Here is a 16033-nt window from a genome sequence, read left to right as displayed (position 1 = left end):
TCACCGAATCCAGCGCACGCGAATACCACGCGTCCATCTGCTGGCGATAAAGCACCAGGCTCTGATGGAAACCATCCAGCTCAAATTCAATCAGGGCAATGTGGGAAGGGTGGGTCATCCGTGACGTCTCGGCAAAGGGCAGGGCGTCGGAGCATGCCGTAGCAAAACGCAGCGGGATGAGCGGTTGAGAAATTCAGAAAGGGCTGACTGAGCACGGGAAAAAAGCGCAAGGAACCAACCCAAAGGGCTACACAAAAAAGCGATAAACCTGATTGCAGCGCATCAACTCAAATAAAAATCGCTCTCATCCTTACCCGATCTTCCGACATGGCCGTCATGGTTTATAGAACCTCCCTTACCCAGGATTTCCCATGTCGCGCCTTGCTCGTCCCTTGCACCCACTGGCCTTGTCAGTGGCGATGGCTTTTGCCGCCGTGCCGTTGCTGACCGTCCAGTCCTCCTTTGCCGAAGAAAGCAGCAGCGCCGTGCGCAGTTTCTCGATTCCCGCTGGTGATTTGAGCCAGGCGCTCAATAGCCTGGCCGAGCAGGCGGGCCTGGTGCTGGCGTTTGATGCAAGCCTGACCCGTGGCAAGCGCAGCAAGGCCCTGAGTGGGCAGTACAACACTGATGTGGCGCTGAACCAGTTGCTCGCCGGCAGCGGCTTGCAAGCCTTGAAACTCTCCGCCGACCGCTACCGCCTGGAAGCCATCCCGGATAACGGCGGGGCCATGGAGTTGCAGGCCACCACCATCAGCGGCGCCTACCAGAGCGAAAGCCCGACCGGGCCAGTGTCCGGTTATGTGGCCACGCGCAGCTTGTCGGGCACCAAGACTGACACCGCGCTGATCGAAACCCCGCAGTCGATCTCCATCGTCACCAAAGACCAGATGCGCGCGCAAAACGCCGAGAGCCTCAACCAGATCCTGCGCTACAGCGCCGCCGTCATTCCGGAAACCCGTGGCGCCACTGCATCACGTCTCGACCAATTGACCATCCGGGGTTTCTCGCCGGCCACTTACCTTGACGGCCTGCGCATGCCCTCGAGTCGTGACGCCTTGCCGCAAAAGGACGCTTTCGACTTGGAGCGCGTCGAAGTGCTGCGCGGCCCGGCCTCGGTCCTTTACGGCCAGGGCACGCCAAGCGGCGTGATCAACATGGTCAGCAAGCGCCCGCTGGATACGCCGTTTCACGAAGTAGGTGTGGAGTACGGCACCTTCAACAAGAAGCGTACGACCTTCGATTTGAGTGGCCCATTGGATGATCAGGGCGCGTATTCCTACCGCGTGGCCGGGCTTTTCGACGATGCCGATGGCCAGGTAGAACACACCGAGACGCGCCGCCAGTCATTGTCCAGCGCCTTCACCTGGCGCCCGGACGACGCCACCTCACTGACCCTGCTCGGGCATTTCCAGAAGGACCCCAAAGGCGCGTCCTACGGTTCGGTGCCGGCCTGGGGCTCGGTGCTGCACAGCCCGACCGGGCACAGCATCGATGTGGATTTCTACGACGGCGAAAAGAATTTCGAGAAAAGTGACCGCGAGTACTACAGCATCGGCTGGGCATTTGAGCATCACTTCGATGACGTGTGGACCGTGCGCCAGAATGCGCGCTACCTGCGCAGCGAAGGCCAGTACCGCAGCCTCTACAGCAACTACCTGATGGCGGATTACCGCACCATCCGCCGCTCGACCATCGCCAGCGACGTCGACCTGGATGCCTACACCCTCGACAACCAGGTGCAGGCCAAATTCGACACCGGCCCGTTGCAGCACACCTTGTTGATGGGGCTGGACTACCAGAACACCAGCACCGACACCAAGTCCGGTTCGGGCGTGTACACCGCCGGGCCAACCCTGGATATTTTCAATCCGGTCTATGGTGCAGCCGTTCCGGTACCGGCCTACACCACCGACGGCACGTCGCGCAGCGAGCAGACCGGCGTGTACCTGCAAGAACAGATGAAGTGGGATAAATGGGTCCTGTTGTTGGGCGGCCGCTATGACTGGGCCAGCACTGACAGCAGCACCAAGACGATTCGCACCGGCTCTAAATCCGAGTCGTCCCTGGACAGCAAGGCGTTTACCGGCCGTATCGGCCTGGTCTATCTGTTTGATAATGGCCTGGCGCCGTATGCCAGCTATGCGGAGTCGTTCAACCCGCAGTCGGGTACGGGCTACGGCGGTTCGGTGTTCAAGCCGACTGAAGGCAAGCAGTATGAAATCGGCATCAAGTACCAGCCGCCGGGCAGCAACAGCTTTATCACCGCGGCGATCTTCGACCTGCGCCAGACCAACGTGCTGACCACCGACCCGGACCCGACTCATCTGTGCGGCACCGGGCGCTGCCAGAGCCAGGACGGCGAAGTGCAATCCCGTGGCTTTGAGCTGGAAGGCAAGGCCAGCCTCAACGAAAACCTGGACATCACCGCGGCCTATGCCTACCTGGACAACCGCATCAGCAAGTCCAACAACACCGTGCGCTATGCGCCCATCAGCGACATCGGCGTAGGCCCGGCTATCGCCGCTGAAGGCACCACCACCTACGGCGTGCCGCGTCACACCGCTTCGGCGTGGGCCGACTACACCTTCCATGATGGCAACCTGAAAGGTTTCGGTGCGGGCGCGGGTGCGCGGTATGTCGGCTCGTCCTGGGGCGATACGGCCAACACCCTCAAGGTGCCGGGCTACACCCTGTTCGATGCGGCGGTGCACTACGACATCCCGAACATCACCAACCTGAAGGACAACCTGCGCCTGGCGCTCAATGCCACCAACCTGGCGAATAAAGAGTACGTTGCGTCCTGCTACTCCTATTCGTGGTGCTGGTATGGCTCGCAGCGCACCGTACAGGCAAGCGCCACGTACCAGTGGTGAGGTGAAAAAAAGGCCTTGGCGAAAGGATTCGGGAGCAGCATCGCCAAGGCCGAAACGGGCTAGCGCTTAGCGGGCTCGATCCATTTGTCGACCACCGGCGCCTGCCACCGCCCAAGGGCATCGAGCAGGGCGCCGGGGTTGTCTTCGACGATCAGCATCTGGCTGTGCTCGGCCTTGATGAAGCCTTCCTTTACGCCGTGCGCGAACAGGCCCCGCAGCGGCGCGAAGAACTGTGCGGTATTCAGGCAGGCCACGCCTTTGTGGTGTTCGCCAAGCTGCGTCAAGGTCATCGCTTCCAACAACTCCTCGAAGGTGCCGAGGCCACCGGGCAGGGCGATAAACCCATCGGCCAGTTCGCTCATGCGCGCTTTGCGGCTGCGCATGTCTTCGGTGATTTCATAGGCGCTGAGCCCTGGATGCATGTGCCCGAGCTCATGCAGCAATCGGGTGATGACGCCGATCACTTCGCCACCCTCAGCGAGCGCGCTATCAGCAATCACGCCCATCAAGCCTTTGGCGCTGCCGCCGTAGACCAGGCGAATACCGCGCCGGGCGATTTCACGGCCCAGGGCTTTGGCGTCTTCACTGTAGCGAGGGTGGGTGCCGAAGTTGGAGCCGCAAAACACCGTGAGACTGCGCATCAGAATTCCTGGTTGGGGGAGGGCGTTGCAGTTTCACGCCTGTTGGCTGACAAGCACAGCGCCAAGAAATCGCCTGATGACTAGGCCACCCAGCATTCCAGGATGCGCCGGCCCAATGCTTCAGCGCTGGCCTGGGAATCGATGTTGGCAAATCCCAACAGCAGGCCGGGACCGCTGTGCTGCACGACATTCCATTCACTCAAGGCTTCTGCGAAGAGACCGACGCTCGCCAGTTTCTGCACCAACAGGCGGTCTGATTGCGGGGTCTTGAACCGCAAGATCAGGTGCATCCCGCCAGGTTGTGCATCAATGGAAATATGCGCGCCCAATACCTTGCGCAACCCGTTGGCGGTGGCTTCGCGGCGCTCGCCGTACAGCTTGCGCATGCGCTGGATGTGCCGGGCGAAATGCCCTTCGGCAATAAAACTGGCGACGATGGCCTGGGTCAGTTCCGGGCAGTTGCCGAGGAAGCTCTGGCTGACCTGCTCGAAACGCCCGACCTGGGAAACGGGCACCACCAGATAGGCCAGGCGAATGCCGGGGAACAGCACTTTGCTGAAAGTGCCCGCGTAAAGCACCCGACCCTCGCGGTCCAGGCTCTTGAGCGCCGGTAGAGGGCGGCTGACGTAACGGTACTCGCCGTCGTAGTCGTCCTCGATGATCCAGGCGTGTTCACGGCGGGCCCAGGCCAGCAGTTCCAGGCGGCGCGGCAGCGACAGCGACACACACAGCGGGCTTTGATGGGCCGGGGTGACGACCACGGCGCGGGCAGCGCCGAGGTGCTGTACGCAGAGGCCGTCCTGATCTACAGGCACAGGGATGGACTTGATCTGCAAATGGTCCAGCAAGGGTCGCGTGGGCAGATAACCTGGGTCTTCCACCAGCACCGCGTCGCCGGGTGACAGCAACGCATGGGTGATCAGGCTCAGCGTGTTGCGGTAGCCCGATGTGACGAAGACCTGCTCTGGCGAGCAATGGATTCCCCGCGCCACCTGCAAGTAACTGGCGATAGCGGTGCGCAGCGAAGGCAGGCCGTAGACCGGCGGGTTGGCCATGTCCGCCAGTTGCGTGGCGCGTACGCAACGGGCGGCAATTTTCGACCAGATTTTGCGCGGGAAAGCGTCCAGCGCCGGCAGGCCCATCTGGAAGGGCAGTACGTGTGACTGTTGTCGCACGGCGTTGTAGGGCGTGATGACCACGGGCGTAGGCTGGGCGCTCTGGATACCGTGCGCCACCACCGTGCCCGCCTGGCCGCGAGCCTCAAGGTAACCCTCGGCGGTCAGCAATGCGTAGGTGCTGTCGATGGTGCCGCGCGCGAGCCCCAACTCCTTGGCCAGCGCCCGCGCTGCCGGGACGCGCTTGCCGGGCTTGAGCAGGCCTTCGGCGATGGCACTGCGAAAACGCCAGTAAAGCTGACGGTAGATCGGCTCGGCCGAGGTAGGGTCCAAAGGGGGCAACGTGTGCATGGGGGGATTTCCTGTTCGCGCCTGCCTTGACTGTAGCGGCTGCATGACCTGTACCCAAGTGCCATAACTGCAACATTTGACTAGACCATCATGGTCCGGTCACCGGGTCCATTCTTGGCTCTTCAGAGGTGAGCCATGGCGCTGCAACATGGTGCCTTCACTCAACTTCGACAGGATTTATCATGACCACTCGCCTCGATTACACCCAAGCATCCCCGGAAGGCTACAAGGCTTTCGGTGGCGTCTATGTCTACCTGCAAAACAGCGGCTTGCCCAAGGCGTTGATCGACCTGGTCTACCTGCGTGTCTCGCAGATCAATGGCTGCGCCTTCTGCATCGACATGCACTCGCGTGACCTGCTCAAGCAAGGCCTGGCCGTGGACAAGCTGGTACTGGTGCCGGTGTGGCACGACGCACGGGATGTGTTCACCGCCCGTGAACGCATCGCCCTGGCTTTCGCTGAAGCGGTCACCCGCAGCGACGTCTCGGATGCAGAGTACGCAGCGGCCGCCGCCGAGTTCAGCGCCAAGGAGCTGGCCGACCTGACTTACGGCATTGCCTTGATGAACGCCTTCAACCGACTGGGCATCACCTTTCGCACCACGCCGGCTGCGGCTAACTGAAACCTTGCGCAATAAGGCAATTTAATGGCCCCTTTGTAACAAAATCCTCGCCAGAATCGCTTTTATTTTCAGGTGGTTAGGTGAGGATGCAAATGCGCTCTGTTGGAATGATGCTGATCGCCTGCTCCCTGGCTGGCGGCGCGGCTGCCGTGCAGGCACGGGAGCTGCGCGAGGGTGACAAGTACATGTGCAGTTGGGGCGCCGGCACCGCCGCCAGGGCCCAGGAACTCAAACTGTCGGGCGTTTCGCTATACGCGGCGCGGCAGAAGATCCAAAGCATGAAGTTCAACAAGTCGTGGATGCGCATGATGGCCATGGGCATCACCGAACAGACCTACGACAGCCGTTCACGGCTCAAGCCCGAGGCGATCCGCCAGGGGTTCTATCAGGATTGCGTGCGCTACAAAGTCGCACGCAAATAACCGCTTAACGTGACAGTGGCGAGCTGGCGTCTTCCTGGAAATACACCTTCGCCGTCTCAATAAACCGCCGATTGGCCTGGGACAGGTATTCGCTGGCGCGCCAGCATAGGTTGAAGTGCATGAATTGCGCCGGCTCGAATGAAACGCCGGCCAATCCTGGCTCTTGCTCCTGCACCGAGCGCAGCAAGGTGGAGACGCCCATGCCGTTGCGCGTGGCGGTAATCACCAGTGGCACGAAGTTGCTTTCCAGGGCGATGTTGAAACGCACTCGGGCGTTACTGCAAAAGGCGTCCAGCAGATGGCGTTGCAGGAAGGTGTTGTCGAACACCAGCATCGGTTCGTGTTGCAGCCGCTGCGCCGCAATGGACGAGTTGCCCGCCAGCGGATGATCTTCGGCCATGCACAACACCATCTCATCGCTGCCAAGCAGCACCGACTCCCATGCCGGATCCACCCGTCGCGACTCCAATAGCGCCACATCGATATCCCGCGTTGCCAGGCGTTCGCTGATGTCATCGGCGCTGCCTTCCACCACATGCATGGCAATGCCGGGGTACCGGGCGCGAAATTGCATCAGCAGGTCGGGAATATGGCGGATGCCGTACATGGGCGGTACGCCCACGCGGATTTCGCCGCTGTGCAGTTGGGTCAGGTCCTGCAATTCACGGCGGGCACCGGCCAAGCCTTCAAGACACGCCTGGGCGCGTGCCAGGAACAACTGGCCTTCGGCAGTCACGCTGATCTGCCGCGTCGCGCGGTTGAACAGGGCCACACCCAGCTCATCCTCCAATCGGCTCACCGCCATGCTCAGCGCCGGCTGTGCCACGTGCAGCGCTTGGGCGGCTTTGGTGAAGCTGCCTTGGCGGGCGATTTCGACGCAGTACTCCAGCGCTTTCAGGTTCATGATGGCTCGCATAACAAAGTGTGATAGCTGGTTTCACAAATGGATATTTTCTGTGATGAGAGCAAGTCTATAGCCTGTCGGCATTCTTCTCCATGCCGAGTACCCGACCATGCCCAACCATTGGCTTTTCACACTGATTATCGGCGCGTTGGGCGGCAGCCTTGCCAGTTGGGCGGGGTGGCCGTTGCCCTGGGTGATCGGTTCGCTGGTCGCCGTGATGTTGACTCGTTGTGCCGGCAGCCTGGTGCCGGAAATTCCCCACGGCCGTCAGGCCGGGCAACTCATCGTGGCGGTTGCCATCGGCTGTCATTTCACGCTGCCGGTGATGCAGCAGGTGGCGGCCCACCTGGGGCTGATCGTTACGGCGGTGTTGCTCACGCTGGTACTGGCGCTGTGTTCGGTGCTGCTCCTGCATCGCTGGGGCGTGCCTTTCAGCACCGCATTCTTTGCCTTGATGCCGGCCAATTCCAGCGAGATGGTGCACCTGGGCCGCCAACGCCAGGCGGACACCAGTTTTATCGCCGCGGCCCATAGCATCCGATTGTTGCTGATTCTTTTGACGGTGCCGGCAGTCGCCACCTTCGGCATGCCCCCCGTCGCTGCGCATGCGCCATTGCCGGTGGTCTGGCCCTGGCTGATCTTCATCCTCGGTGTGGGCTGGCTGGCGGCCCTGGGTTTCAAGCAGTGCAAGTTGCCTAACCCTTGGACGTTCGGGCCGTTCCTGATTTGCGCGGTGGGGGTGGGCTGCAATCACCTCTCGATGAGCATGCCGGGCTGGCTCAGCGGCAGCGGCCAGTTGCTGATTGGCTGTGCATTGGGTGTCGCGTTTGACCGCAGTTTCTTCCTGCGCGCGCCGGGCCTGCTGGGCAAAGTGCTGCTGCTATTGACCGGTTCGGTGATCGCCAGCGCATTGGCGGCCTGGGCGTTGGGTGCCGGGTTGGGCATGCCGTGGCTGTCGCTGGCCCTGGGCATGATGCCCGGCAGCGCGCCGGAAATGAGCCTTACCGCCGAGGCCCTGGGCCTGGCCGTGACATTGGTGACGGCGATGCAGGTCATCCGCATGCTGCTGATCCAGGCGGCGTGCCTGCCGTTGTATCGCCTGTTGGATCGGTCGCCTCAAGCACCGGCCAGTGCAAAATCTGCGTAGACCTGTCCAACTTCGCCCCGGCGCCACTCGCCATACTGGCGCCAGGTAACGACGAGGCCCAAGCCATGACTGACTATGTATTCACCCCGACGCCCATCCCATCCCTGGCCGTGCAGGGCAGCGAAGCCCGCTTCCCGCTGCGCCGGGTGTTCTGTGTGGGCCGTAACTACAGCGAACACGCCCGTGAGATGGGGCATGACCCGGACCGAGAGCCGCCGTTCTTCTTTATGAAACCGGCGGATGCCGTGGTGCCGGCCGAAGGCGTGGTCGCCTATCCGCCGCTGACCGCCGACCTGCACCACGAAGTGGAACTGGTGGTGGCCATCGGCAAGGGCGGGGTCGATATCAGCCCGGAACAGGCGTTTTCCCACATCTGGGGGTATGGCGTCGGCATCGACCTGACCCGCCGCGACCTGCAAGCCCAGGCGAAAAAGCTCTCACGCCCGTGGGATTGGGCGAAGTCTTTCGATGCGTCCGCACCGACAACTGCGCTGCAACCGGTGAGCGCGGTCGGGCATCCGTCCAGTGGCAAGATCTGGCTCAACGTGAATGGTGAACAGCGTCAGGTGGGCGACCTGGCCGACCAGATCTGGTCCGTCAGTGAAGTGATCAGCCATGCCTCCAAATCTGTCGCACTGAAGGCCGGCGATTTGATCTTTACCGGCACCCCGGTGGGCGTCGGCACCTTGCAACCGGGCGATGTCGTCAGCGCCGGCATCGACGGCATCGGCGAGTTGCGTTTCACCCTCGGCCAGGGTTGAGGCTACAGTGGTGCCCAGGCCACCCGAGAGACCGTTATGCCAGGCACCCGCGTCACCACTTACGGCATGCAACAGCGCAGCAACCGCCCCGACTTCTATATCCGCGACAAACGCGGGCGGGCGGCGCTGACCAGCCCTCATCGCCATGAGTATTTCCAGATCCAGATCAACCTCGGCGGCGACACCGTGCAGCATATCGGCGGCGCGGTGCGGCCGTTTCCGCGCAAGGCCCTGGCGTTCATCCTGCCCCATCGCCTGCATGTGATTCCCCATCCCGAAGAGGGCGAATTCATGCTGATCAACTTCAGCCAGGCGTTTTTCCTGCCGCAATTGACCTGCGACCCCTTGGACCTGGAAGACATTCCCATCGGCCAGGCGCCGGAGCTGTCGCCGTTTCGCTTTCAGGAACAGCTGGACTTCATCCTTGAAGACGCGGCGTTCGAGCAGGTAAAAACCTGGCTCGCCCATATGCGCGAACTTGATGCCCACCGCACCTTCGGCGCCCGCGAACGCCTCAAGGGCTATCTGTTTCAACTGGTCGGCCTGGTCTGCGAACAATACGCCGAGCCGTTGCAGGCCTTCGCCGCCAACAATGCCACGCGGCGCGGGCGCAAGGATGCGTTGGCACGGGTGCAGGGCTATATCCGCGAGCACCTGCATGAACCGACGCTCAACCTCACGGACGCAGCGGCGGCGGCGTTCCTGTCGCCCAACTACCTCACTCATTTGTTGCGTAAGGAAACCGGTAAACCTTTCTCGCAACTGGTGCTCGACCGGCGCATGCAGTTGGCGCGCACCTTGTTGCTCAACAGTGCGCAGATGATTGGCGTGGTCGCGCACCGCTGCGGTTTCACTGACGAGGCGTATTTTTCCCGGTGTTTCCGCAAGGCCCATGGCGTGGCACCGGGGCAGTTCCGTCGCCAGCAGCAGGGCGAGGCGCTGTAGGGCGTTTTACAAATCCACGACATTCACTGTGTTTCTATTTGCTTACAATTGCGCCCTCTACTAGGGAGGCCAGTATGCAAACGCTAATCCGCGTGGCGACGCAGGACGATGTCGATACGCTCTTCGTCATTCGCACCTCGGTGGTGCAAAACCATTTGAGTGTCGAGCAGATGGCCGACCTGGGCATCACGCCCCAGGTGCTGGCCGACAGTATTCGCGCAGCGCCCTGCGTTTGGATCGCCGAGGTGGAGGGCCAGCCTGCCGCTTTTGCCATGGTCGACCTGGCCGGAGGCGAGGTGTTCGCGATGTTCGTGCGGCCGACTTTCGAGAACCTGGGCCTGGGCCGTCAACTGATGGCGGTGGCCGAGGCTGCGCTGTTTGAACACCATGATCGGTTGTTCCTGATCACCGACGGCCGCGACGGAATCCGTGCCAACGGGTTTTATCAGCGGCTGGGGTGGAGCGTGGTCGGTCCAGTAGACGGCGATGATGTGCGTTACGAGAAGAGCAGGGCGCAGTAACGTCATGAACCCACCCGAGCCACCGTTCAACAGCTTTCGCTACTTCGTGCTCGCCGTGCTCTGCGCTGCAGTATTGCTTGGGGTCTATTTTGTGCGGCTCAACGCCGAGGTTGACCGCGAGCGGGAAGCCGCCAACCAACGCCTGGCACTGTGCAGGCAGGTGGAAAGTGTAGGGCGATCGGTACTGCCCAATAGCCTTGAAACCCAGGAAGCCTGCAAGCAATTGAATGAGCGTATATCCAAAAGTGTGACGCCGCTTTAATCCAATAACCCTTTTTTATAAGTGGAAATAATATCGGTAGTTGCACCAAAAAGTGGCACTCATAGACCGCGCCACCTTAAAAAATGTGTGGTTATTGAATGACTTACAGCACTTTTAATCCGACGAAAGGATTAAAATAATCTTGTTACAGGTTTTTACAATCGTTACTATAGTCGGGCGTTCACCTCCCACGGTTTATGCATTTTTAAATCCCAAGTTTCCATCAGCTACTTGGGATTTTTTTTGCCTGCGATTTGACCTTCGCGTCACACTTCACCGTCAGCGAACTCCGCGCGCATCCGCCCATTGCGTTTGGCTTGATACAACAACTTGTCGACCTCCTCGACAAACCCCAGCATCGGGCTGTCGGGTTTCACGATGCGCGTACCGACGCCCAGGCTCAGGGTCAGCAGGTTCGACACCGCCGAAAAACCATGTTCGATCTGCTGCTGGCGGATCAGGTGCAGGCAGCGCTGCGCCACTTGCCGGGCGGACGCCGCATCGGTTTCCGGCAACAACCACACGAACTCTTCGCCGCCAATACGCGCAATGAAATCCCTCGGACGGTTGGCCGCCTGGGACAGGGTGTTCGCCACCTGACGCAGGCATTCATCGCCCTTGATATGGCCGTAGTGGTCGTTGTACTGCTTGAAAAAATCGATATCCAGAATGATCAACGACAGCGGTAACTGGCTGCGCTGGGCGCTGGCCCATTCGCGCTCCAGCACCGTGTCAAACATGCGCCGGTTGGCGATGCCGGTCAGGCCATCCTGGTAGGAATATTCTTCGAGTTGCTTTTGCAGGCGCACCAGGTGCTCTTCGGTCTTCTTTCGTTCGCTGATATCGAACATGAACCCGATCAGTGCTTCGACCTCGCCGTCCTTGCGCACCACGTGCACCACATCGCGAATCCACACGTAGTCGCCGTTCACGGTCAGCGCGCGGTAGTCCGCTTCGTGGTCCACCCCGGCGCGCGATTGCGACACGCAGAAATTCACCACGTATTCCCGATCATCCGGGTGCATGCGCTCGACCCAGTCGTCCACGCTCACCCAACTCTGCGGAGTCCAACCCAGCAAGGTCTCGATCTGCGGGCCGATGTAACTGAAGGTCATGCTCTGCCAATCGATGCGCCAAGGGATGGCCTTGGTCGACTCCAGCAAGGTCTTGTACACATCGCTGTCGGGCTGGCTCGGAGGGTCGATGCTCATGATGGTTTGGCTCAAGATGATGGCGAAAAGCCAAGAGCGTCTTGTGATCGACGCTTCGAGTCAAGCCCTCGCCGGAGCAGCAGACGAGAGGTCGAAATGCGGGTTTTCTGGCGTCAGTGATTCGGCGTTTCCGGGGCGAAATGAGGCATGGCTAACACTTTTGCATTAATGCTTCCATGGCCTGTAGAACCTCATCTACTCTGTCTCCATCACAACACCTCGTGAGGCCCAGGGATGGGAACTTGTCATGATTTCAATCGTTGAATTCAACCGCATCATGGCCTCGGGCTTCCTGCCGCTGGCGTGCGATTGCACACTCAATAGCGACGGCTCGTTGCGCATCAACATCTTCGAGCCCGTGTCCGGCCGGGTCGACCTGTTGTTGACCGGTGTGTCCCCCGAAGGTTTGGACAGCATCCGTTCCATCTCAAACCTGATTGGCGAGTTGCGCACCGAAATCAAGGCCGGGCGCCGGGGGTTTGCGGCAGTCGGCTAGCTGTTGACGCTGTGGGTCGGCGCATCGAGCGCGCCGTAATAGCGCCAGCAGCAATGGCGGTGTTCCGGCACGATCACGCAGCCGCTGAGGCTGGCGATCAGCAGTGCGGCAACCAGCAGGTAAAGTCGGCGGGACATGGTGTTTCCTCTTGGGTTGATCAGCGTTAATCCTTCAACGTTGCCACCGGCGTAAATCCGTCGCGAAGCTTTCAAACCTTTCATCAAGTGCCTTCCTCCCCTGGGCAATACTGCCTGCGACAATAATCTGCGCGTCCTGCGACGGATTTTTCGACACGCCCCGTTCAACCCATCAGCAACCGGCACTTTCGCCCGTCGCTTGAAGGAGTTGCCATGAGACCCCTGGCCACATTGCGCTTTGCCTTGCTTGCTCCGCTGGCCCTTGCCGCGTTTGTCAGCACCCCGGTGTTTGCCCAGACCGAAATTATCATCCGCCAGGCGCCGCCACCGGAGCGCGTGGAAATGGTCCCCGTGGAGCGCCCCGGTTACGCCTGGGACCGAGGCCACTGGCGCTGGGAAGGACGCGGTTATGGCTGGGTGCCGGGTCATTGGCAGCCGGTGATGCGCAATGCACGTTGGGAGCCCGGCCATTGGGAAGCCCACGGTCCCAACTGGTACTGGCGCGAAGGGCATTGGATCCGCTGACCGAGAATTGCCCGATTGAACGACACTGATCCGGACGTTGAACTGCTGGCACGTATCGGCAACAACGAACCTGCGGCCGTCAACGAAATGGTGACGCGCAAACTGCCGCGTCTGCTGGCACTCGCCAGCCGGATCCTGGGGGATGCCGACGAAGCCAAGGACGTGGCCCAGGAAAGTTTCCTGCGTATCTGGCGCCAGGCATCCACCTGGCGCAGTGGCGAGGCGCGTTTCGACACGTGGCTGCACCGCGTGGCACTCAACCTGTGCCATGACCGCTTGCGTCGGCGCAAGGAACGACCTTTGAACGAGGAGGAGGCGCTGGAGCTGGCAGACAGCGCACCGCCTCTGGATGAACAATTGGAAAGCACCGAGCGCAGCGCGCGCATGGCCGCCGCACTGGCCGCTTTGCCCGAGCGCCAGCGCGAGGCGATTGTGTTGCAGTACTACCAGGAGCTGTCGAACATCGACGCCGCGGCCCTGATGAATATCAGCGTCGAGGCACTGGAGAGCCTGCTGTCGCGGGCCCGACGCCAGTTGCGCCGCCAACTTGCCGATACACCCGGGCTTGCCCGCCCAGGAAGGGGAACATCATGACACCCGAACGATTTGCTTATCTGGCTGACGCCTATGGCGCCGACCTGCAGCGTTGGCCGCTGGCTGAGCGCGGGGCGGCTAAGGCGCTGCTCGATAGCGGCAATCCCAGTGCCCGTGAAGCGTTGGATCAGGCCGGTTGGCTCGACGCCCAGCTGGACAGTCATCAACTGGCATTTATCGACCTGGCGCTGACCCGACAGATCCGTGAGTCGGCGCCGCGCCGTAGGTCGTTCTGGTCGCGTTATGCCGGCTGGCTGTCACCGGCGGGGCTGGTGGGGGTGGGCATTGCCGGTGTTGTCACCGGCATGCTGGTGGCGTCCATGAGCGTGCCGCTGCCGATGGTGTCTGCCGAAGTGTTGCCCAGCGTGTTTGACCAGGGCGATGCGCAAGTCATCTTTACCGTCAACGCTGAGGAAACCGAGCAATGAGCGCCCAATCTCTTAAACCGTGGTTGCTGGTCTCGGTGTTGCTCAATGTGTTTTTGATTGGCGGGGTAGGCGGGGGGCTTTACCACTGGATGGCGAGCGCCAAGCCTGTTGAGGCGGTGGTCAATCAGCATGGGTTGCGCCAGGCGATGGTCAAGTTGCCGCCGGAGCGGCGGCGGGAGTTGCGTCAGTTGTTACGCCATAACCGTGCCGACAGCCAGCCGCTGGTGATGGCGGGGCGGGAGGCGCGGTTGGGGGTGATCAAGCAGTTGGAGGCGCCGACCTTGGATCGGGATGTGTTGGTGGCGGAGTTGGCCAAGGCGCGGGAGGCGGATATGGCGCTGCGGGCGTTGGTGGATTCGACCTTGGCGCAGTTTGCCGGTACGTTGCCTCGGGAGGAGCGGCAGAAGCTGGTGGAGGCGTTGTATTTGCGGGGGCAGGCGGGTGGGGTTAAGCCTCGGTCTTGATTTTGTGGCGAGGGAGCTTGCTCCCGTGGCGGCCTTCAGGTTGGCCTCGGGGGGAGGGGCTGGTTGAGTACATATCCGTTATTTGGGTGATGGCGGGTATGGGTTCCGCCCTTACGGCGGCTCACTTTGGAAAAGCCCCAAAGTAAGCAAATGTATGGTCAGCCCACCTTTTGCTATCCAGTCACGATGAACGGTAAATCAGGCTTGCGCTAATGTATCCGGGCTCCATGTGAGCGCGGTTACGCGCTCGGCCCTTGATGAGTATTCGCTCCTGTCTGTCCTTAAAAGCGCTTCAGCTTCGAAAGCTATTTTGCTTATCAGGTTCTCAGCCAGGGTATCTGCCGTTTATCGCCATCATTTACTGACGTCGCAAAAGCCGGTGGTAAAGCTGGGTCACGCGGTGAAATGCCCGTTGTAGGTGCCACCTTTGGTCAACAGCGCCCAGACGATCCTGGCCATTTTATTAGCCAGCGCACAGGCAACTTTGTTGAGTGGTTTTCGAGCCAGTAGACTTCTGGCCCAGACGCCAAGGGCGTCGTTTCGTTTATCGATTCGATAAAGCAGGGTTTGGGCACCCTGCATCAACAAGGTTCGCAAATACCTGTCCCCACGCTTGCTGATACCCAGGAGTGTGGTTTGCCCTCCAGTCGAATATTGGCGCGGCACCAACCCCAGGGACGCCGAAAAGTCTCGGGACGATTTGTACATCGAAGCGTCCCCGACATCGGCCACCAGCGCGCTAGCGATGAGGGGGCCGATGCCGGGGATGCTCTGTAATCTTTTGCCGGCGTCACTCCCGTTAACTTGCTGCTTGATCTCGATATCCAGCGCTTTGATTTCGCTGGTCAATTGGCGAATGTCATCAAGCATCCGATTAATAGCTTGGCGCAGGCGTAGAGGTAGATTGTGCTCCTCCATCAATACAGGAACCCGATCCAGCGCGGCGTAGCCTGCGGGAAAGATAACGCCAAACTCCAGTAAGAATCCGTGCACTTGGTTGATCACGCCAGTACGTCGACTCACCAGTGATTTACGCAGCTTATGCACGGTCGACAGCACCTGCTGGTCAACCGACTTGACCTGTACAGAGCGTGTTCTGGGGCGTGATGCGGCTTCACAGATAGCCTCGGCATCAATGAAGTCGTTTTTGTTACCGGTGACGTAAGCCTTCACATGCTGTGGCGCAATCAGTTGGACCTGATGGCCGAGCTTGGTTATTTCTCTGGCAAGAAACTGTGACCCGCCACAGGATTCCATGGCGACTTTGCAGGGTGGCATTTGTGCAAGCAATGGCAGCAACTGGCTACGATTGAGTTTCTTGCGCAATACCTGATGGCCTTGTGCGTCTTGGCCGTGCAAGTGGAAGCTGTTCTTGCCAATGGCGATGCCTAGAGTCGTTACGCTGTTCATGAGAAAGCCTCCTCAGGAAAAGTGAGAACCTCAGTAGTGTAGACCTGAGGTTCTCGCCGGGCTGGCCATCTCATTAGGGCTCTTGCCCCAACACTCGGCACCTCGCTTAGGCTCGGTGTGCCCGTAATCCGACAGTGATTTGGGGGGCCGCCGCCACGCGCCATCCATGGCGCGGGGCGGCTAAACCGGCATCCCTGCCGGTT

The 16033-nt window shown here is 60.7% G+C and carries 19 protein-coding genes; 13 read left to right on the top strand and 6 right to left on the bottom strand.

Going from position 1 to position 16033, the window contains the following annotated elements; all coding sequences use genetic code 11:
• Nucleotides 1-371 precede the first annotated feature (371 nt).
• Nucleotides 372-2873 (top strand): TonB-dependent siderophore receptor, encoded by a 2502-nt coding sequence (locus ACP7EW_RS30750; RefSeq protein WP_426221802.1) that lies wholly within the window; start codon nt 372-374, stop codon nt 2871-2873.
• Between the two features lie 59 nt (nt 2874-2932).
• Here ACP7EW_RS30750 and ACP7EW_RS30745 read toward each other — a convergent pair whose 3' ends face one another.
• A complete protein-coding gene (locus tag ACP7EW_RS30745) occupies nt 2933-3514 on the bottom strand; it encodes a TIGR00730 family Rossman fold protein (protein WP_426221801.1) in 582 nt (193 codons plus the stop codon).
• Nucleotides 3515-3594: 80 nt separating this feature from the next.
• Nucleotides 3595-4980 carry a PLP-dependent aminotransferase family protein gene (locus tag ACP7EW_RS30740; protein ID WP_426221800.1) on the bottom strand — a complete coding sequence of 462 codons (1386 nt, stop codon included), beginning with the start codon at nt 4978-4980 and terminating at the stop codon, nt 3595-3597.
• A gap of 182 nt (nt 4981-5162) precedes the next feature.
• Here ACP7EW_RS30740 and ACP7EW_RS30735 point away from each other — a divergent pair, with 182 nt between their 5' ends.
• Both ACP7EW_RS30735 and ACP7EW_RS30730 read left to right on the top strand, forming a co-directional pair.
• A complete protein-coding gene (locus tag ACP7EW_RS30735) occupies nt 5163-5603 on the top strand; it encodes a carboxymuconolactone decarboxylase family protein (protein ID WP_061436440.1) in 441 nt (146 codons plus the stop codon).
• A 92-nt stretch (nt 5604-5695) separates the two neighbouring features.
• Nucleotides 5696-6025 carry a hypothetical protein gene (locus ACP7EW_RS30730; protein ID WP_033898242.1) on the top strand — a complete coding sequence of 110 codons (330 nt, stop codon included), beginning with the start codon at nt 5696-5698 and terminating at the stop codon, nt 6023-6025.
• A 4-nt stretch (nt 6026-6029) separates the two neighbouring features.
• Here ACP7EW_RS30730 and ACP7EW_RS30725 read toward each other — a convergent pair whose 3' ends face one another.
• On the bottom strand, nt 6030-6929 hold the full coding sequence (locus tag ACP7EW_RS30725; RefSeq protein ID WP_426221799.1) for a LysR family transcriptional regulator: 900 nt from the start codon (nt 6927-6929) through the stop codon (nt 6030-6032).
• Nucleotides 6930-7038: 109 nt separating this feature from the next.
• Between ACP7EW_RS30725 and ACP7EW_RS30720 the strand changes: the two genes are divergently transcribed.
• From ACP7EW_RS30720 to ACP7EW_RS30700, 5 genes are all read left to right on the top strand, one after another.
• The gene (locus tag ACP7EW_RS30720; RefSeq protein WP_426221798.1) at nt 7039-8076 is read left to right on the top strand and encodes an AbrB family transcriptional regulator; all 1038 of its coding nucleotides are present in this window, start codon (nt 7039-7041) and stop codon (nt 8074-8076) included.
• A gap of 65 nt (nt 8077-8141) precedes the next feature.
• A complete protein-coding gene (locus ACP7EW_RS30715) occupies nt 8142-8837 on the top strand; it encodes a fumarylacetoacetate hydrolase family protein (protein ID WP_426221797.1) in 696 nt (231 codons plus the stop codon).
• 36 nt (nt 8838-8873) lie between these two features.
• Nucleotides 8874-9782, top strand: coding sequence for a helix-turn-helix transcriptional regulator (locus tag ACP7EW_RS30710; protein WP_426221796.1), 909 nt, complete (start codon nt 8874-8876; stop codon nt 9780-9782).
• Nucleotides 9783-9856: 74 nt separating this feature from the next.
• The gene (locus tag ACP7EW_RS30705) at nt 9857-10303 is read left to right on the top strand and encodes a GNAT family N-acetyltransferase (protein ID WP_426221795.1); all 447 of its coding nucleotides are present in this window, start codon (nt 9857-9859) and stop codon (nt 10301-10303) included.
• 4 nt (nt 10304-10307) lie between these two features.
• Nucleotides 10308-10565 carry a hypothetical protein gene (locus ACP7EW_RS30700; protein WP_426221794.1) on the top strand — a complete coding sequence of 86 codons (258 nt, stop codon included), beginning with the start codon at nt 10308-10310 and terminating at the stop codon, nt 10563-10565.
• 266 nt (nt 10566-10831) lie between these two features.
• On the opposite strand, the gene ACP7EW_RS30695 is transcribed toward ACP7EW_RS30700, so the two are convergent.
• A complete protein-coding gene (locus ACP7EW_RS30695) occupies nt 10832-11776 on the bottom strand; it encodes a sensor domain-containing diguanylate cyclase (RefSeq protein ID WP_033902310.1) in 945 nt (314 codons plus the stop codon).
• Nucleotides 11777-12023: 247 nt separating this feature from the next.
• Between ACP7EW_RS30695 and ACP7EW_RS30690 the strand changes: the two genes are divergently transcribed.
• Nucleotides 12024-12272 carry a DUF1652 domain-containing protein gene (locus tag ACP7EW_RS30690; RefSeq protein ID WP_033902309.1) on the top strand — a complete coding sequence of 83 codons (249 nt, stop codon included), beginning with the start codon at nt 12024-12026 and terminating at the stop codon, nt 12270-12272.
• On the opposite strand, the gene ACP7EW_RS30685 is transcribed toward ACP7EW_RS30690, so the two are convergent.
• Complete coding sequence (locus ACP7EW_RS30685) at nt 12269-12409, bottom strand: hypothetical protein (RefSeq protein ID WP_177077778.1); 141 nt, start codon at nt 12407-12409, stop codon at nt 12269-12271. The two genes, ACP7EW_RS30690 and ACP7EW_RS30685, sit on opposite strands and share 4 nt — an antisense overlap.
• Nucleotides 12410-12622: 213 nt before the next feature.
• Between ACP7EW_RS30685 and ACP7EW_RS30680 the strand changes: the two genes are divergently transcribed.
• From ACP7EW_RS30680 to ACP7EW_RS30665, 4 genes are read left to right on the top strand one after another with little or no spacing between them, the layout of a single operon-like run.
• Nucleotides 12623-12934, top strand: coding sequence for a YXWGXW repeat-containing protein (locus ACP7EW_RS30680; RefSeq protein ID WP_028616441.1), 312 nt, complete (start codon nt 12623-12625; stop codon nt 12932-12934).
• A gap of 15 nt (nt 12935-12949) precedes the next feature.
• Entirely contained in the window at nt 12950-13528 is a 579-nt protein-coding gene (locus tag ACP7EW_RS30675) for an RNA polymerase sigma factor (protein ID WP_314534947.1), read from the top strand.
• Complete coding sequence (locus tag ACP7EW_RS30670) at nt 13525-13956, top strand: hypothetical protein (protein WP_269133863.1); 432 nt, start codon at nt 13525-13527, stop codon at nt 13954-13956. The genes ACP7EW_RS30675 and ACP7EW_RS30670 overlap by 4 nt, the downstream gene beginning before the upstream one ends.
• A complete protein-coding gene (locus ACP7EW_RS30665; protein WP_269133864.1) occupies nt 13953-14420 on the top strand; it encodes a periplasmic heavy metal sensor in 468 nt (155 codons plus the stop codon). Before ACP7EW_RS30670 ends, ACP7EW_RS30665 begins: the two co-directional genes overlap by 4 nt.
• A 393-nt stretch (nt 14421-14813) precedes the next feature.
• Here ACP7EW_RS30665 and ACP7EW_RS30660 read toward each other — a convergent pair whose 3' ends face one another.
• Nucleotides 14814-15830 carry an IS110 family transposase gene (locus tag ACP7EW_RS30660; RefSeq protein WP_426221793.1) on the bottom strand — a complete coding sequence of 339 codons (1017 nt, stop codon included), beginning with the start codon at nt 15828-15830 and terminating at the stop codon, nt 14814-14816.
• Nucleotides 15831-16033 lie beyond the last annotated feature (203 nt).

It is taken from the genome of Pseudomonas sp. DWRC2-2, from assembly GCF_049897885.1.
GTDB classification, from domain to species: Bacteria; Pseudomonadota; Gammaproteobacteria; order Pseudomonadales; family Pseudomonadaceae; genus Aquipseudomonas; species Aquipseudomonas azotoformans_A.
Note: the sequence above shows the minus strand (reverse complement) of the source record. Positions and strands in the feature narration are given on the sequence as shown.

What these genes read in the sequence shown, in the direction of transcription:
- ACP7EW_RS30750 (WP_426221802.1), top strand. Translation starts at nt 372, where the DNA reads ATGTCGCGCCTTGCTCGTCCCTTGCACCCACTGGCCTTGTCAGTGGCG.
- ACP7EW_RS30745 (WP_426221801.1), bottom strand. Translation starts at nt 3,514, where the DNA reads ATGCGCAGTCTCACGGTGTTTTGCGGCTCCAACTTCGGCACCCACCCT.
- ACP7EW_RS30740 (WP_426221800.1), bottom strand. Translation starts at nt 4,980, where the DNA reads ATGCACACGTTGCCCCCTTTGGACCCTACCTCGGCCGAGCCGATCTAC.
- ACP7EW_RS30735 (WP_061436440.1), top strand. Translation starts at nt 5,163, where the DNA reads ATGACCACTCGCCTCGATTACACCCAAGCATCCCCGGAAGGCTACAAG.
- ACP7EW_RS30730 (WP_033898242.1), top strand. Translation starts at nt 5,696, where the DNA reads ATGCGCTCTGTTGGAATGATGCTGATCGCCTGCTCCCTGGCTGGCGGC.
- ACP7EW_RS30725 (WP_426221799.1), bottom strand. Translation starts at nt 6,929, where the DNA reads ATGAACCTGAAAGCGCTGGAGTACTGCGTCGAAATCGCCCGCCAAGGC.
- ACP7EW_RS30720 (WP_426221798.1), top strand. Translation starts at nt 7,039, where the DNA reads ATGCCCAACCATTGGCTTTTCACACTGATTATCGGCGCGTTGGGCGGC.
- ACP7EW_RS30715 (WP_426221797.1), top strand. Translation starts at nt 8,142, where the DNA reads ATGACTGACTATGTATTCACCCCGACGCCCATCCCATCCCTGGCCGTG.
- ACP7EW_RS30710 (WP_426221796.1), top strand. Translation starts at nt 8,874, where the DNA reads ATGCCAGGCACCCGCGTCACCACTTACGGCATGCAACAGCGCAGCAAC.
- ACP7EW_RS30705 (WP_426221795.1), top strand. Translation starts at nt 9,857, where the DNA reads ATGCAAACGCTAATCCGCGTGGCGACGCAGGACGATGTCGATACGCTC.
- ACP7EW_RS30700 (WP_426221794.1), top strand. Translation starts at nt 10,308, where the DNA reads ATGAACCCACCCGAGCCACCGTTCAACAGCTTTCGCTACTTCGTGCTC.
- ACP7EW_RS30695 (WP_033902310.1), bottom strand. Translation starts at nt 11,776, where the DNA reads ATGAGCATCGACCCTCCGAGCCAGCCCGACAGCGATGTGTACAAGACC.
- ACP7EW_RS30690 (WP_033902309.1), top strand. Translation starts at nt 12,024, where the DNA reads ATGATTTCAATCGTTGAATTCAACCGCATCATGGCCTCGGGCTTCCTG.
- ACP7EW_RS30685 (WP_177077778.1), bottom strand. Translation starts at nt 12,409, where the DNA reads ATGTCCCGCCGACTTTACCTGCTGGTTGCCGCACTGCTGATCGCCAGC.
- ACP7EW_RS30680 (WP_028616441.1), top strand. Translation starts at nt 12,623, where the DNA reads ATGAGACCCCTGGCCACATTGCGCTTTGCCTTGCTTGCTCCGCTGGCC.
- ACP7EW_RS30670 (WP_269133863.1), top strand. Translation starts at nt 13,525, where the DNA reads ATGACACCCGAACGATTTGCTTATCTGGCTGACGCCTATGGCGCCGAC.
- ACP7EW_RS30665 (WP_269133864.1), top strand. Translation starts at nt 13,953, where the DNA reads ATGAGCGCCCAATCTCTTAAACCGTGGTTGCTGGTCTCGGTGTTGCTC.
- ACP7EW_RS30660 (WP_426221793.1), bottom strand. Translation starts at nt 15,830, where the DNA reads ATGAACAGCGTAACGACTCTAGGCATCGCCATTGGCAAGAACAGCTTC.